Source organism: Parapedobacter indicus (genome assembly GCF_900113765.1).
Taxonomy (GTDB): Bacteria; Bacteroidota; Bacteroidia; order Sphingobacteriales; family Sphingobacteriaceae; genus Parapedobacter; species Parapedobacter indicus.
The window spans coordinates 1-16,264 of the sequence record NZ_FOQO01000004.1; the positions used below are offsets into that span (position 1 = coordinate 1).

A 16,264-nucleotide genomic window follows, 5' to 3' on the forward strand; every position below is an offset into this window, starting at 1 on the left:
AAACTTTTCTAATATACTGAATTTCAGTATAGTGCACAACTTATTTGTTAATTTAACTGCCATAAACTATAACTTCCTCAAACCGCACAACGGGTTTAATTTATTAAAAGCCAAATGTCCTAAACTTTCGCATGATAGAGAACCTGGCTCATTTTACATGGTGAAACTCTCGTAATTAGTGGAACTTGTTTAAACTTTTAACCAAATAAGGCGAATGGAGCGAAATACTACATTTTACTTAAATTTGCAAAAAAAGCGACGTGTTTTCATTCGATTTCCATAGCCCTATTGAAGCTCTTAATTTCCCGCTATTCAGCGACAAAAGGCTTACCCTTCATATCAAGCGCGACGATCTTATACATCCCTTTATATCAGGTAATAAGTGGCGAAAACTGAAATATATACTGCAAGAAGCCGCTGCTCAACAGAAGACACGTCTTGTCACTTTTGGTGGTGCTTGGTCTAACCACCTGTTGGCTACCGCCTGTGCCGGTGCCAAGTTCGGTTTCAACACGACCGCGTTTGTCCGTGGCGAAGAAGTATCGAACGCAAACCTGTCGCTGTGCAAATTGTTCGGAATGGAATTGCGGTTTGTGGACCGCACGGCCTACAAAGATAAACAGGCGTTGTTCCATCAAAACTTCGGCAGCGATAAACAAGCCTATTTCATTGATGAAGGGGGCTATTCACGGGAAGGAGCCAAGGGATGTGGCGACATTCTGGATGAACTTTCCCACGCCTATAGTCACATCTTCTGCGCAGCCGGTACAGGCACTACCCTCGCAGGAATAGCTGAAGCGCTGGCAGCAAAAAAATCAGCCATACAGTTGCATGGAGTCCCCGTGTTAACAGGCGGAGCATTCATCCGAAATCGTATTGCGGAGTTAAGTACGGATTCGGTGGCAAACACATGTGTACTACACACCGATTATCACTTTGGTGGATATGCGAAGACCAAACCAGAACTCACAGACTTCATCAAATACTTCTGCACACAAACCGGCATCTTGATAGAGCCGGTGTATACCGGCAAATTGTGTTATGCGGTCTTTGACCTCGCAAAAGACAACTACTTTGCCAACGGCGACAACATTCTTATTATCCACACCGGTGGGCTTGTCGGCTTACTAGGTATGGAAAAAAGTTTGCACCTGTAAGCAGCAGAAGTTATTTACGAATTATATCATCCTAAAGATGGCTTCTTGCCGCCATGGAGACAATGCATATTACCTACGGCCTGCTGTGGTAGTTCGGTGCCTCTTTCGTTATCGTAATGTTGTGAGGATGGCTTTCACGTAAACCTGCGCCGGTGATCTTTACAAACCGTGCCCCCTGTAAGGCGTTGATCGTCGCTGCACCGCAATATCCCATACTGGCCCGCAAACCTCCCACGTACTGATACACCACCTCGGCCAATGTTCCCTTATAAGCTACGCGGCCCACGATGCCTTCGGGCACCAGCTTTTTGATATCGTCTTCTACATCCTGGAAATAGCGATCTTTTGACCCTTTCTCCATGGCCTCAACAGACCCCATGCCCCGGTAGGACTTAAATTTACGGCCTTCATAAATGATGGTTTCGCCCGGTGCTTCCTCCACGCCCGCAAACAGCGAGCCGGCCATAACGGTATCGGCGCCCGCAGCGATCGCTTTGGCAATGTCTCCCGTCTGTTTAATGCCGCCATCGGCAATGACCGGTACACCACTGCCGCGAAGCGCCTTCGCGACCTCGTAAACGGCATATAGCTGCGGTACCCCGACTCCCGCAATGATGCGGGTGGTACAGATCGATCCGGGGCCTATGCCCACTTTTACGGCGTCTGCGCCGGCGTCTGCTAAGGCGAGGGCGGCTTCTCCTGTTGCGATGTTCCCTACGATGACCTGAAGATCGGGAAATGCGGATTTGACTTCCTTCAGTTTTTCTATGACCCCCTTGGAGTGCCCGTGCGCGGTATCAATGGTTACCACATCGACGCCCGCCTTCACCAGTGCCGCAACCCGTTCCATCGTATCGGCGGTCACGCCCACAGCGGCACCTACCAGCAGTCTGCCGTGACTATCTTTGGCGGCATTGGGAAAATGTTTGTATTTCTGAATATCCTTAAAAGTAATCAGCCCTACGAGCAGATGATCATCATCCACTACCGGCAATTTCTCAATTTTATGATTCTGTAAAATGGACTCGGCTTTCATCAGATCCGTTCCGATCGGCGCCACGACCAATCCTTCACGCGTCATCATTTCTGTGATGGGCCGCTTCATGTCTTTCTGGAAACGAAGGTCGCGGTTGGTCACGATCCCCACCAGCTTATTACTGCGATTGATGATGGGAATCCCTCCTATCCTATGATCCTTCATAATCTGGAATGCATCGCCCACGGTGGCATCTTCACCCAGCGTCACCGGATCCTGTATCATGCCGCTTTCCGACCGTTTTACTTTGCGTACTTCGGCGGCCTGATTGGCAATGCTCATATTTTTGTGCAGCATCCCCAGTCCTCCCGCCTGTGCGATGGCTATCGCCAGGTCAGCCCCTGTTACGGTGTCCATTGCTGCTGATATAAGCGGAATATTCAATCGGATATTCTTTGTCAGATAGGTACTGGTATCCACATCACGTGGTAAGACTTCGGAATATGCGGGTATTAAAAGTACATCGTCGTAAGTGAGGCCCTCAGCTACGAATTTTTCGGGATCTAAATGCATGGCAAATATGTATTGGAATTACTATTTGCCGGGCAAAATTACTGAATTTTTGTGTCTTTTACAAGTAAAAAAAGTTCTTTGGACTTACCCCGGAATTTGGAAGGCTCATGGTCAAAAGAAACCCGTTATCGAAAAGATAACGGGTCTGATAGAGAAACTCAACTTTATGAATTTCAGGATTTATCTGATTTCTATGATTTGGTGGATTTTTAACTCAGGCAACGCAAAGTTGATTTTACCATCCGTGAATTCAAAATCAAGGGGAGTTCCCTCCGGCTGTACCAAGACTGCACGGGGTTTTTGGGACGCCGCTACGGTAAAAGCCAGGTCATGCAGGGCAGGAATTTCGTCGAACGCTTTTACCTGTGCGTTCGCGTGATCTCCGGAAACATTGACCACCTGAAGCAATAAGCGCGCTTCTTTTTCGGTGACGACAACGTTCAGTTTATGTGAACCTTCGACATGAACCCGCAGTGCCGGATTCAGCTGAGTAATCACTTCTTCAAGCAGATCGCGGATGACTGGCGATGTGGAAGTCAGGTACGAACTTCCCAAGGCAGCATAAATCCCCGCTATTTTCCCCTTACCGAAACTGCTTACCGTGGTGGCAATCCCCTTTGGATACCGCAGATCATTTGTCGAATACATGTGGGAAAGTACCTCAGTGCCGGGGAGGCTCTGCACTTCACGATAGGCCCCTTCCAAATGGAAAAAGCGCTCCTCAAATGCCAGCGATTGGCTAGTTGAGGATGCTGGGGCTTGCTGCTGCACCCCCAAAATATCGTCAAAGTAGCCAGTAGAAGTCGCTCCTATGACCAAAAGCTTTCCGCCTTCATCAACGTATTTCTTCAACTGCTCGACCGCATCCGCTTCCAGAGTCTGCCATTCGGGGACCACAATAAGTGGATATCGGTCTATCCGATCCATTAGTTGGTGGGTCATGAGAATCTCCACCGATTGCTGCCCATCTAAAAGTGCATTCATCACCCCTCTGATGTCATCCACTCCAAAAGGACGGTACACGTCATCTACCTGGCTTTTCCAGCCCGCTGTGGAATAAAACACCCCGACCTGTGGCACAATTGAAATGCCTTTGCAAAATGGCTTTCGGGGTAGGATAAAGTCGGCCACATCCCTCATGATCTCAAAAGATTCCGGCTGGAACGACAGGTCTTGGTTTTGCCGGAAATAGATCTGGCATCCCCCTCCTACACTGATTACCGATGCGGCTTCCTGACAGAGCTGCAGGGCGGTCTTCGGCGTGTTGGGACGCACGAAACTCCACGCCATTAAATCAAAGGGTTTGCCTTGGCCAGCAAGGCATCGGGCGTTCCAGTTGGCGGTGTACAATGCGTTGTCAGGATCATAATCGCCGGAAAGAAAATCCAACTGGAGGTCTGCTGGAACGGGTTCGGGCATCATGGCGCTGAATGCCCAGTTCGAGCAAATCTGAAAATCAGGTGCCACCTGATGAACTTCGTCAGTATAATGCTTGATATAATCCTTAAAACGAGTCCGGGTAAACTCCAGCAGCGCTTTATAGGCCGGATGTTTTGGATCGGTCGGAACGGTACGGATTCCCATCTCACTCCTAAACTCCATCAGAGCTGCTGGCTGATAGTCGGGATATATTCCCCAGCTCTCACCATCGATCCAGGCGCCGTCCACATTGTAGTTTAACGCGATCTCTTTGAGTTGGGGAATCAGCAAAGAATCTGAATAATTGCCAAAAAAACTGGTAAGCATGGGGTCAGGAGTTCCGTCCGGACCAAATCGGGCTTCTTCCGGGAAATTGGTTACATAATTAGCATCTAGCGCACCCGAGTGATGAACAAATAGGGACACGTTGTGCTTTTCGGTAACCCGTCTGATCAAGGCAAGTGGATCCTTGTCGTATCCGGCGGCCTGTTGTCCCACCTGTGTCGGATACGAGGAAACGCCCGAATGCCCCTTCGAGTCCACCTGTATGTAATCTGGTCTTGCCATCGACAACATGGAATCTACCATACCATCGGTTAGCGTAGCTCCGATGTGGTCATCGGTTAACTGCGAATGACGGTCAAAGTGCAGTCCCCAAAAGGATTCGGCACGAGATAATTTATGCTGGTGCTGAGCCGTTGCGTTAAACGCCGTAAGACAGCTCAGTAAAATCACTATTAATTTATTCATGATGTTGAATGGAGGTATATTGTTTGTATAAATCTACCAGTTCACCCGGCGAGACGACGATCCAATCCGATGAAAGCGAATGGATGGTCTGGATGATGTCGCTGGGAGGAGTATAAACACACGCGACACTGAAAAATGCAGGAGCCGGCCCGTTGTAAGCGGATATTTGCGCCATATCCTGGTAGCTGTAATTGATAAAGATAGGCTTGTCGTTATACAGCTCGTGTGACTTACTGTTTTCATCGACGGCAGGCCGCGCCGGATCAGCATGCCCGTATCCGCAAAACACTCCCTCCACATGAGGGATATCCGTAAGCGGCCGACCCGATTCAAAATGGTATTCCATCGTCCGGATGGTCCGGTATTTGGCTTTCTCCATGTATTCATCCGTCACTCGGAAATACGCTTCGTTGAACGCCTCGGGAAGCGGGTATTTATAATAACCCGCGCCGGTAACCGGATTCACATAGCTGTTCTGACCGATTTGGGTATAGAACCACCTGGCGGCAACCGGATCCAGTTCACATAAGGTACTGGCGATTTCCCACGCTATCGGGAAACCCCCTCGCTGCGGCGTGTCGAACCTAATCGGGAAAACTTGCTGGATAAACTCATAATTGTCGCCATCCGTTTCTGTAAAACAGATGTATTTTTTGGAAGGGTCGAAAGTCAAGCCCCGTACGGTCTCACTTTTTTCGGGAACATACGGCGGCAAACCGCTGGTATAGCTGATGTTGAAAGCTTCGAAATTCGGAATGCAGTATTTACCCCTGCTGTTTAGATAACGCATGAACGCATCTTCCCCCGGCGCTCCACCGGTGACATTCCAAATGCCATACACCGGAGAAGGCCCTGGAACCCTGTCAAATATTTCATCCGTAAAGTTCTGCTCCAACAAAGAGGCGTCTCCCTTCATATTGATGATAAACATCTTATTTTTGACAAGGAAATCAAACATTCCCAAACAATAGTGCGAGTTATTGGCAATCGAGGTTATGGCCGGCTCTGGATAGGCCACCTCCGCAGCGTAGCGATAGCATCCCAACCAACTATCGAATTTGTCGGTGGTTGTATTGTCAAGGATGGGTAGCTTAACTCCGTACACCGACGTTAACGTCTCGTATTGCCCCTTGGTTAATGCAATGGCTCCATAATGGGCACACAACATGGCCGTAACGTTCAATTTGGCGACAAGGTTATCATTGGGTTGCGGATGTCTTGCTCCACTGACGTAGTCTCCAAACAAGTCATCGTCATAAAGCACGCACCCACGTATTCCGCGGTTTGCGAAATCCCTGACAAGCAGATAGGGGTCCTCGAATGCCACCTTTTCCCGGTCGTTGATCGTGTTAAGCCAAAACGAACGGTCAACCATGGCGCCCGGCCCGTCATATTCGACAATCGGGTTTTTCAGAATCCATAGATAAGGCGTTTCACGATTCACGTTGCCTTGTAAGGATACCACCATGAAGAGGTCGTAAAGATCCTTGCCTTCCATATCGATGTGGTAGATTGTCCCCGGATGAACCGTCACCGGTTCGGGAAGATCAGCCGGAGCGGATGGGCTGGTTTTCTTGCATCCCGACAAGCACAACACCGCGATCAATATTGATAAATACATTGAATTAAACATGTGTTAACATTTTTCAATAGCCGGGGTTGTCCGGCGCCAGATTCGGATTATTTGCAATGCGCTGTGGCGTGATGGGAAAATAGTAGTGCTTTGCCAAAAAGCGGGATGGTGCCCCCTCATGCACATTGTCATTAAATTCGATTTTAAAGTTGCCTGTGTTGACATCATAAAACGTGTAAATTCCGGTAAATGTGCGGGTTATAGCATGTTCAGCTATCCGCCATCGCTTTAAATCCCACCAACGATGATCTTCAAAGGCCAATTCCACTTTACGCTCGTGGCGCACCTTCTCCCGGCTGATTTCGTCCAACAACTTTATGCCTGCACGGGCCCGCAGCAGGTTGGTCGCCTCCAGCGCTTCGTTAGATTTACCAAGTTCAAGTGCCGCCTCTGCTTTGTTCAATAAAATTTCACCCAGCCGAAAGACGATGAAATCAATTTTCGTCTTATTCTGATCTACGGGAATCAAGGTTTCATCAAGATATTTCAACACATTAAAACCGGTTATGGCACCACCTGCGTAACCCGCGGCACTGTACGATCGCCCTTGGGCGGGCTTGCCTTCGTAATAACCACTGGTGATTTTGGTTCCATCGGGTGCAATAATTCCGCCCCAATTCTCAATGGATTCTCCCTTCCACTCCACACCTTCGTAATAAACCGAAGCGTGAAAACGCGGGTCTTTATCTTTAAACAATTCCCGTAGATCCCACGGCTGACGGGTGGCCAATGCACGGTTCAGCTTTCCAGAAGAGCCGTCAATGTTTTCAAATTCATCAACCATTTCCAGATAAACCGACGTATTGCTTCCCCCCCATCCGGGGCAAAACTGGAACGGCGACATGAAAAGATCATAATTGCTGGAAACGTTCTCTCCGGTCAACTGCCAAGAGAAGATAACCTCGCTGTTGTTTTCATCCACAAAAAGCTTTCTGAAATTCTCGGCTTTATCGTTCGGCAATGCATTGTAAAGGCTGTAAACACCCGAGTTGATAATTTCCTGCGACGCGTCATACGATAACTGCCAGAAGCGGTCAGCCTCACTGGCCGGTATCCCGACAAGTCCATCCAGCGCGACTTCCCCCCAGGTCGCGATACTAGCTGCGTACAATGCTGCCCGACTTTTCAGCGCTAATGCGGCGTATTTTGACGGGTAACCGACCTTGGCCGATGGCGGCAGGTCGTCTACAATTGCGTCCAGTTCATTAATAATGAAATTGTAAACGTCTACTTCCTTGTTTCTCGATACAAACAGTTCCTCTTCTGGCGCATCGATGGGCTGGGGCTTATCGATAATCGGAATGCCTCCGTAACGTTTTGCCATGTAGAAGTAGATAAGGGCCCGTGCAAATTTCATTTGAGCGACCATCGGACCTTTCGTATCGTCCGGGAAACTGGATTTCTCCTCGATTTTCTCAAGAAAATCATTGATATTGCGCAGGTTTCCATATTCCCAGAGCTCCATCAACCCGCCATTTTCATTGAGCATTCCGGCTTTCCAGTGGTAATACAACGCATGCCAGCTCCGTCCCTGCCGCCCCTCATCGGCAAGGCCAGAGGTCGGATCCACGTTTTCGAATCCGTCGCCCTCCCGATTTAAAAACGACAGCTTGCTGTATATGTTGTTTACGTATGCCTGCGCCAAAACAGGATCGGTATACACCGCGTCTTCTGAAATAATATCCAGCGGCCCCTTGTCTAGTAGATCGCCGCAAGCAGCGAAAGCAAAGGCAACTATTAACAAATATTTTCTCATGATATCTTTTGGATTACAGTGAATTATAAGGTTAGATTAAGTCCCAGCGAATACGTCTTTTGGATGGGGTATGTCCACCCTCTTGTTGCATCCGGAGATTCTGGATCGAGTCCGTATTTGCCCAGTGGATTCAGCGTCAGTAAATTCACACCGGCAAAGTAGATTCGGAGGCCCTTTATCCCGATTGACTGAACCATTTTCGCATCAAAGGTATAGCCGAATGACAGGTTTTTCAGCCTCAAATAAGATGCATCGCGGTTCCAAAAATCTGAATTCCAGTTATTGGTGGATTGGCCTAATTTCTGACGTGGAATGATGGCATTTGCATCGTTGTTTTCCGGTGTCCACCGCTCGTTCCAAATTACCATCATCGGGCTTCTTTCCGAATCTATATTGATGTTGCCGGCCTGAAGCATAACCGTGTAATTAGCCGCTCCTTGAAACAGTAGACTGAAATCAAAATTCTTGTACTGAAAATCCATATTAAGTCCATACATAATATGCGGTGTGCCTCCGTTGTTAATGACCATTTGATCCCGCCAGTCGATTTTCCCATCGTTATTAAGGTCGACAATTTTGATATCTCCAGGTCTCAAAGTACCATTCGCCTGCCCATCTATATCATAAGGTAGATCATCAATTTCTGTTTGTGTGGTAAACAGGCCGTCACTTTTATAGCCGAAGCCAATATCGGTACGTTGACCGGTCTTTTTCATGATACGGATCTCATCGGGGTCGCTGTAGGTTACCTCGTCAAAATGGTTCCACCACGACTTGGAAAGCGACATGTTGACACTGACATCGTACCTGAAATCGCCGCTCGTGCCTCTGGATCCCAATTGAATCTCAAAACCTTTGGTAACCTGGCTGTTTATATTCTCACTGGGAAGGCTGGCGCCAAATGTGTTGGGCAATGAGGCTACCCGGCTTCCCAGCATATCTTCTCTCAATCGTTTGAAGAAGTCTGCTTCGGTATAGATTTTACCACCTAGCACCGAAAGTTCCAAGCCTAAATTCGACAAAGTCATCGTTTCCCAGGTGATGTTCGGATTGGGCAGACCTGTGGTTACGAGCGCAGGAACTTCATCTCCATCCACGACATAGATGCCAGAAAAGCGGAAGCCGGTCAGGTATTGGTAGGCAGAGACATTGTCGTAGCCCGTCTGACTGATGCCGCCGCGCAATTTAAGGTGATCGATCCACGAAACGTGGTCTTTTATAAATGCTTCTTCGGACATCCTCCAGCCCAGGGACACACTGGGAAACAATCCCCAACGTTTATCAGCCGGAAAATTTGGAGAGCCGTCATACCTAACGGTTGCTTCGGCCAGATATTTATTTTGAAAACCATAATTTATACGACCGACGAGACTTTTACGACCCGATTGGCTGGCCGATCCATTGGATCGCTGATCCAATGTTCCTCCGGCAAAAAGCTGATCGATGGCCGTTGAGATATAGTACTGACGGAAAGCGGAAAAATTCTTCCCGCCATAATCGATGGCCTCAAACAACAATAGGCCATTTACAGCATGCTGCTCATTGAAAGTACGTTGGTAATTAGCAGATAGTTGTCCGGTTATAATCTGATTGTCATCATAAGCCTGGGTAAGCTGTGTGGGCTCGGAGGTACCATGCAAGCTATAGGCGTTGGCACCGTAATCGTAATTCCATATCTGTGCTTGCTTTCGCCAATTTTTTTGCTCGATGGTTTGGTTGTAGTAGTTGACCTTCAGCCTAAAATCCAGTCCTTCAATCTGCTTTAGATTGTAATTGACCGTCAATGCCCCATTATAATAGCTTTTTACTCCTTTTGCATATCCCCCGATATCTTCGTGCGTATTAATAATGGCATTGTATGGACCGGGCGAAATGTTTGGCACTTTAGTTGGATCGGGATAAGAGGCTGGAGCTGTGGGTCTGCTGTCGAAAAAATCCATCCAAAACCACTCCTCGGATGCGGGCCGGGAGGATTGGTTGACGATTTCCTTGATACCTGAAAGGTCCAATGAAACGGTGATAGCTGAAGTGACAGCGATATCCAGATTCGAGCGCACATTATACCGCGAGTAACCGGTGTTTCCCCCCTTAAACATCCCATCCTGATCCAAGTAATTTAAAAAAGTGTAGTATTTGGTCTTGTCGGTGCCTCCCGAGATTGATAGATTATGTTGTTGCTGTAAAGCAAGCTTTTTCATAATGATACCCATCCAATCCGTATTGGGATATTGGGGATCGGTTCCAGCGCGGTACTTTTCAATATCCGCTTCGCTAAACTTAAATTGCGGATCGGGGATGCCGGCATTTATCTGTGCCTCTCGGTACAACGTCGCATACCGCCATGCATTAACCGGTTCCGGAAAATTTGTAAAAGACTGGCCTGTAACTACTGAATTTACGGAGATGGTAGGTGTACCACTGGTGCCTCTTTTGGTGGTTACCAATATAACCCCATTGCCCGCGCGTGCTCCGTATATTGCTGCCGATGCATCTTTTAAAACCGAGATGGACTCAATCTCCTCTGGATTAATGTTATTAAATGATTGCTCGACCCCATCCACAATAACCAAAGCCGCTCCGAAATTCCTGATATTAAACCGGGAGGCATCAAATCCCGGCTGACCACTGGTTTGCTTAATGACAAGCCCGGGTAAACGCCCTGCAAGTGTGTTCAATGTACTTGCCGCCGGATTACGTTTTAGCACTTCTCCCTTCACCGTTGCAACTGATCCGGTAACATTGGCTCTTTTCTGTAGGCCATACCCCACAACGACCACTTCATCCAGATCACTTACAGACGCCTTCAAGACGACATTGATTGTCGACTCTGATCCGATCGCTACCTCAATACGCTCAAACCCCACGATAGTAAACACCAATATATTTCCATTGTCAGGAAGTATTAAGTGATATTTTCCTCCACTATCGGTGGTGACGGCCGACGAGGTTCCCGCGAGGGTTACGGTTACACCTTCCAATGGATTCCCCTGTTCATCTGTGACAAGGCCGCCCACGGTGCGCTGCAACCTAGCTACCGAGACCGATGGCTCATAGGCTTTCCGATCGCTTGATTTTGTCCGCACAAAAATTGTTTGCTCTTTGATCCGATAAAAAAGGTCACGCGGTCCCAACAATTCATCCAAAAATGCTTCCAAAGGCATGTCATTTGCAACGACCGTGACCTTTTGATTGGGATTGATTTTCTGGTCGTTGTAAATGACTCCGAATTGGGTCTGTTCATAAATTGCTTCAAAGATTTGTTTAATGGGTTTGTCCTTGGCATCCAGCGTGATGGTCTGCGACAAAGAACGGGCACTGACATGCAATGCTCCGAGGAGTAACAAAGCTGTAGTTATTTTCATAACCAAGAATAAAAGGCTTATCTGTTCGTTAGCTTTGGTACGCGAAAGAGGTGTGACTAGCATTACTTCTTTTTAGATACCGCGCCCACAAACCAAAGAATTTTCTTAAGTTTGTGTTCGGGTAGGTTTATAATAAACTGTTAACTCCGGTTTAAAAATTGGCTTATCCAAACTAAACAGGGTGGTGGCTCCAACACTTCCCTGTTGTTTTTTTGCGCTGTATTATGTTGGTTTTCTATTCATAGTTAAGGGTCTAAAAATGGTTAGCGAAATATGCATTTAAAAGGTATCGGATTGGATGGTCAATGTCCGGCCCGTTAATGTAAACTGTGCCGTAGATTCATTCAGGAACTCGAGCAGGGTTTTGAGCGATACTTGACGATTCATAACCCCGCTGAACGACGCCTGCGGCACGTCACCCGCATAGCGGATATCAACATTGTACCATCGGCTAACCTGCCGCATTAGCTCGGCAAAGCTGGTCTCATCAAAATAAAACACCCCCGATTTCCATGCTACTTCTTTTTTGAGGCTTACGTTAGCTTTATTTACTACCCCGTCTGCAGATATACTCGACTGCTCTCCCGGCGCGAGCACCAGCGACGGGTGTTTACCAGATGTGGCGGCTACGCGGACGCAGCCTTCTACCAATGTTGTTTTGACCAGGGGCTCGTCTGGGTATGATAAAATATTGAACTCCGTGCCTAGCACCTCAACAATCTGACCTGCGGACAAAACCTTAAATGGTATGTTTTGCCCGTTTTCCTTTTCACGGATCTTTGATACCGAAAAATAGGCTTCCCCTTCGAGCTCAACAAGGCGCGCATCGTCGCCAAAACGGCCGGGATATGTTAACGTAGATGCCGAGTTGAGCCAAACTTTGGAACCGTCTGGCAGCGTCACTTGGTAAGTTCCTCCCCTGGGGACCGTGAGGGTTTGAGCTTGGGTGGTCAGGGATCTATCATCAACCAAGGTACTTCCATTACCATACGAAACGCCATTGCTGCCAATGACGATCCCCGACTGTGCTTCGCTCAGTTGGAGGGTGCGCCCGTCGGCGAGGGTAAGGGAAGCACGGTTGCCACCCGGAGGGATATCCTCAACGGAAACAACCATGGGACTGCTGTCTACCCACCACCGTTCACCGAATATCCACCAACCAGCAAGGCAGGCGATCGTCAGGGCCGCGGCATACGGAAGGAAGCGACGGAATTTCTTTACGCGCTTATCTCCGATTATGGGCAACCTGTTCCGCAGGTTCTTGTCAACACGTACATAATCAGACGCTGCAAGCTCAGCATCCTCCATTACTTCCGCCATATGCAGGTACCAACTTTCAACCTGTCGACGTTCGACATCGCTACACCTTCCCTGCCGATAACGTTCAAGAAGTTCCTTCGCCCGTCTTTCTTCCATTTACTGTTTCACTATTTTAGTTAATGACGGTCGAGTCTGCCAAAAGTGGAAGAAAAATTTTGGGTTTTTTCTTCAAAAAAAATGGCGGTACAAAAAAATCAGTACATACCAAAGCCCCATAAGAAATAAAACATGGAATTTTGACTTCATGAGCTTCATCGCATTGTAAAGCTGTTTCTTAACGTTGCCTTCGGTGGTACCTATGGATTCGGCGATTTCCCGATAAGAATGCTGCGCCTCCTGCCGCATTGAAAAGATGCGTTGCATCTTCTTTGGCAACTTGGCAACCTCCATTTCGATCCGTTGCGCGAGCTCGGAGGCGATCAATGCTTCGTCGGCGAGCGGTGCACCTTGCTTGAGGTAATCTTCTAAAGAATTCAGGTACTGCTGTTCCAGCTTATGACGGGCAATCCGATCAATTACTCGGTTGCGTGTTGCACGGTAGAGGTAACCTGCAAGTGACCCCGATAGGTTGAGCGCAGCCGCCTTTTCCCACAGTACGACAAAAATGTCTTGCACCACATCCGTGGCGTCATCTTCGTCGCGCAGCATGCGTAACGCATGTCGGAACAACGTGGGCCAAAACCGTGTATAAATTTCGGTATAAGCTAACGTATCCCGCTTTTGCAGCAACTCTACGAGCTGGGTGTCGTCATATTGAGCGTAATCTGTCATATTAGCGGGCGGGAAATTAAGCATTTTTTACCGAACCTACTAGCGGGTGAATACCGGTCGGAGACGCTGCTTGGCGGTCGAGAAATCCATCGGCAAGCTGAAAGCCGGAAAAAAAGTAGGCCTCCGAAGCTTACTCGATGGGTAGATTGTGGAGCTTCAGGAACGACAGTTTATCCCAATAACCTCGCTGGAAAACGATTTTACCGTCCTGCACCTGAAAAAAACCGCAGCCGCGAAGGCCCAAGGGGTCCTTCCATTCCAGAATGGCCCATTCCCCGTCCTGAAAGATGTTTTCAGGAATACAAATCATTTCGGCAACGGCAAATTCACGAGCGAACATGTTTTGAATTGCTTCCTTTCCGATTACCGGGGCATTGGCCACCTGGTGGTTGACCGCATGGGAAGCATACAGTTCGGTGATCGCATCCACATCGGCGCGATTAAACGCGTCGATCCATTTTTCCAGTACTTTTTTCGGTGTCATTGTGTTATTCGTTATCTGTTGGGCCGGTCTCACCAGAAATGACGTTAGCGAGTTCACAAAGATGCCAATAGCTGGGGCATTTATCCAGATCCCGGTCCCATTCTCGGACAACCGCGAGGTTTACCTCCAGAAATTTCTGGGGATTGCCGATGGTCGCTGCTGCATTCAACTGGGTGTTCGTTGGCACTGGATGGGTTCTGAAAAAGTCTTCGAGTTCCTGAATGGTCATGGTGCAAAAATAGAAAATTAGGCAGGGTATTTCGAATACATTACCGGATTGTCGTCGCCACCCCATGATTTAATCGTTTATTTTGTTTGGTTAACGTGTAATCTTGGTGCCTTCCGGTTTGCCATAGACGATATCGGTAATGATGTTATCTTTTTTGCCATTGGCAATGAAAGTTGGGATATTGAGCTTCGCCGTCTGTTTCGCCACGCGCAGCTTGGATTCCATACCACCGCGGCCTTCGGCTTCCCCTTTGGTGGTTTTCTGGATGTACTGCTCCACGGGATCATCTACACTAAGATATGGAATCAGCTGACTATTAGGATCTTCCGGATGCCCATTAAACAACCCATCTGTATCAGTGAGCAAAATCAACATGTCGGCTTTGACCAATTCGGCCACCAAACTGGCGAGTTCATCGTTATCGGTAAACGTCGACATGGATAACGACACTGCGTCATCCTCGTTGGCGATGGGAATGACCCCTTCGGCCAATAAGCCTTCGTAGCAATTGACCATGTTTTCGCGGTGCTTACCTAGATCGAAATCGCGTTTTGTTGCTAACACCTGTGCACAACGCATGCCGTGATCCTGAAAAAGGTTGTAGTAATGCCGCATCATGCGTGGCTGACCAATAGCGGAGAAAATCTGGCGACGGGTAATCTTATCCGTCGCTTTCAATCCCCGGCTCATGACTTCCTTACCGGCGATGACCGAACCGGATGACACCAACACTGAGCATATCCCGTGTTCGTAAAGGTAAGCGATCTGCTCGACCAACTTCGCTAGAATTTTACCGACGATGCGGTTATCTTTATTGGTGATTACATGGGTGCCTACTTTGACGACGACGCGCCGGATAGGTTTGGCTAGGCGGGGTTGATCAGGCATGAACAGCCTCCTTTCCGCCGGTTTGCTTACCCAATTCTTCCGCACGGCGGAAAGCAGCATACGCGGCCTCCTGGATCAGGGCATTGACATTGTTATCGTCCATCGAATCCAACGCCGCACGGGTGGTTCCTCCCTTGGAAGCAACCTTGGCCATCCAAGCTTCAGGACTTAGGTCTGACGAATTAAACAGTTCAACCGCTCCCGCAAAGGTCTGTCCAACCAATAGCCGCGCATTCTCTTCGTGGAAGCCCATTTTCAGTGCTGCGTCCATCAACGCCTGCATAAAATAAAAGATATATGCAGGTCCGCTTCCTGATATCCCGGTGGATGCATCGATTTCTGATTCGGACGATAAGTTAATTGAACGTCCGGTGGTATCCAACAGCCGTTCAACGGCCGCAAGTTCCAACCGGGACACTTGTTCCGAAGCGGTAAAAGACGTCATCCCCAATCCCACCAGCGCCGGCAGGTTGGGCATGGCGCGCACGACTTTCCCGATACCAAGCCCCTGTTTAATCGTATCAATGGTTACCCCCGCCATGATGGATACAAACAATTGCCCGGCCGACACCATCGGCTTCATTTCTGCCATGAGCCCGGAAGCGTGTATGGGCTTGACGGCGATCAGCACCACATCTGCCGCCGGCAAACAAGTGTTCAATTGTGCATGCACCACAAAAAGGTTGCTGGCTCGCAATTCAGCTTGCTTTTCTTCACTTTTGTCAAAAATCATCAAACTTCCGGAGGTTAAAAAATTGGATTTGGCGATCGCCTCCGCATACGTCATTCCCATGTTCCCTCCTCCAATTACAAGTACGTTCATGTTTTCTTTCTTTATTCAATTAAAAATTAATGTTTGCCTTAGTTGACACAACCTTCATGCAGGCATGCCAATTTTTGCCAGATTGTTAGTTAGGTCTTGGAAAAAACTGTCGTGTTACCGGCT

Annotated in this window: 12 protein-coding genes; 1 reads left to right on the forward strand and 11 read right to left on the reverse strand. The window is 48.3% G+C overall.

The window, feature by feature from the left end; genetic code table 11:
* Window positions 1-260: 260 nt before the first annotated feature.
* The gene (locus BMZ56_RS09090; protein WP_090626282.1) at window positions 261-1,157 is read left to right on the forward strand and encodes a 1-aminocyclopropane-1-carboxylate deaminase/D-cysteine desulfhydrase; all 897 of its coding nucleotides are present in this window, start codon (window positions 261-263) and stop codon (window positions 1,155-1,157) included.
* A gap of 73 nt (window positions 1,158-1,230) precedes the next feature.
* On the opposite strand, the gene guaB is transcribed toward BMZ56_RS09090, so the two are convergent.
* From guaB to proC, 11 genes are all read right to left on the reverse strand, one after another.
* Window positions 1,231-2,706: an IMP dehydrogenase gene (gene guaB, locus BMZ56_RS09095; protein ID WP_090626283.1), complete on the reverse strand. Its 1,476-nt coding sequence runs from the start codon at window positions 2,704-2,706 to the stop codon at window positions 1,231-1,233.
* Window positions 2,707-2,886: 180 nt separating this feature from the next.
* The gene (locus BMZ56_RS09100; RefSeq protein ID WP_090626284.1) at window positions 2,887-4,875 is read right to left on the reverse strand and encodes a hypothetical protein; all 1,989 of its coding nucleotides are present in this window, start codon (window positions 4,873-4,875) and stop codon (window positions 2,887-2,889) included.
* Window positions 4,868-6,496 (reverse strand): GxGYxYP domain-containing protein, encoded by a 1,629-nt coding sequence (locus BMZ56_RS09105; protein ID WP_177195101.1) that lies wholly within the window; start codon window positions 6,494-6,496, stop codon window positions 4,868-4,870. The genes BMZ56_RS09100 and BMZ56_RS09105 overlap by 8 nt, the downstream gene beginning before the upstream one ends.
* Before the next feature lie 25 nt (window positions 6,497-6,521).
* Window positions 6,522-8,264 (reverse strand): RagB/SusD family nutrient uptake outer membrane protein, encoded by a 1,743-nt coding sequence (locus BMZ56_RS09110; RefSeq protein WP_090626286.1) that lies wholly within the window; start codon window positions 8,262-8,264, stop codon window positions 6,522-6,524.
* A gap of 23 nt (window positions 8,265-8,287) precedes the next feature.
* Window positions 8,288-11,626 (reverse strand): TonB-dependent receptor, encoded by a 3,339-nt coding sequence (locus BMZ56_RS09115; protein ID WP_177195102.1) that lies wholly within the window; start codon window positions 11,624-11,626, stop codon window positions 8,288-8,290.
* Between the two features lie 279 nt (window positions 11,627-11,905).
* Window positions 11,906-13,042 carry a FecR family protein gene (locus BMZ56_RS09120; RefSeq protein ID WP_090626288.1) on the reverse strand — a complete coding sequence of 379 codons (1,137 nt, stop codon included), beginning with the start codon at window positions 13,040-13,042 and terminating at the stop codon, window positions 11,906-11,908.
* 72 nt (window positions 13,043-13,114) lie between these two features.
* A complete protein-coding gene (locus tag BMZ56_RS09125) occupies window positions 13,115-13,717 on the reverse strand; it encodes an RNA polymerase sigma factor (RefSeq protein ID WP_177195103.1) in 603 nt (200 codons plus the stop codon).
* A 130-nt stretch (window positions 13,718-13,847) separates the two neighbouring features.
* Entirely contained in the window at window positions 13,848-14,201 is a 354-nt protein-coding gene (locus BMZ56_RS09130; RefSeq protein WP_090626290.1) for a nuclear transport factor 2 family protein, read from the reverse strand.
* A gap of 4 nt (window positions 14,202-14,205) precedes the next feature.
* Window positions 14,206-14,496 carry a DUF6965 family protein gene (locus tag BMZ56_RS09135; RefSeq protein WP_143072889.1) on the reverse strand — a complete coding sequence of 97 codons (291 nt, stop codon included), beginning with the start codon at window positions 14,494-14,496 and terminating at the stop codon, window positions 14,206-14,208.
* A gap of 24 nt (window positions 14,497-14,520) precedes the next feature.
* Window positions 14,521-15,318, reverse strand: coding sequence for a glutamate 5-kinase (proB, locus tag BMZ56_RS09140; protein WP_090626292.1), 798 nt, complete (start codon window positions 15,316-15,318; stop codon window positions 14,521-14,523).
* Complete coding sequence (proC, locus tag BMZ56_RS09145; protein WP_090626293.1) at window positions 15,311-16,141, reverse strand: pyrroline-5-carboxylate reductase; 831 nt, start codon at window positions 16,139-16,141, stop codon at window positions 15,311-15,313. Before proC ends, proB begins: the two co-directional genes overlap by 8 nt.
* Between the last annotated feature and the right edge of the window lie 123 nt (window positions 16,142-16,264).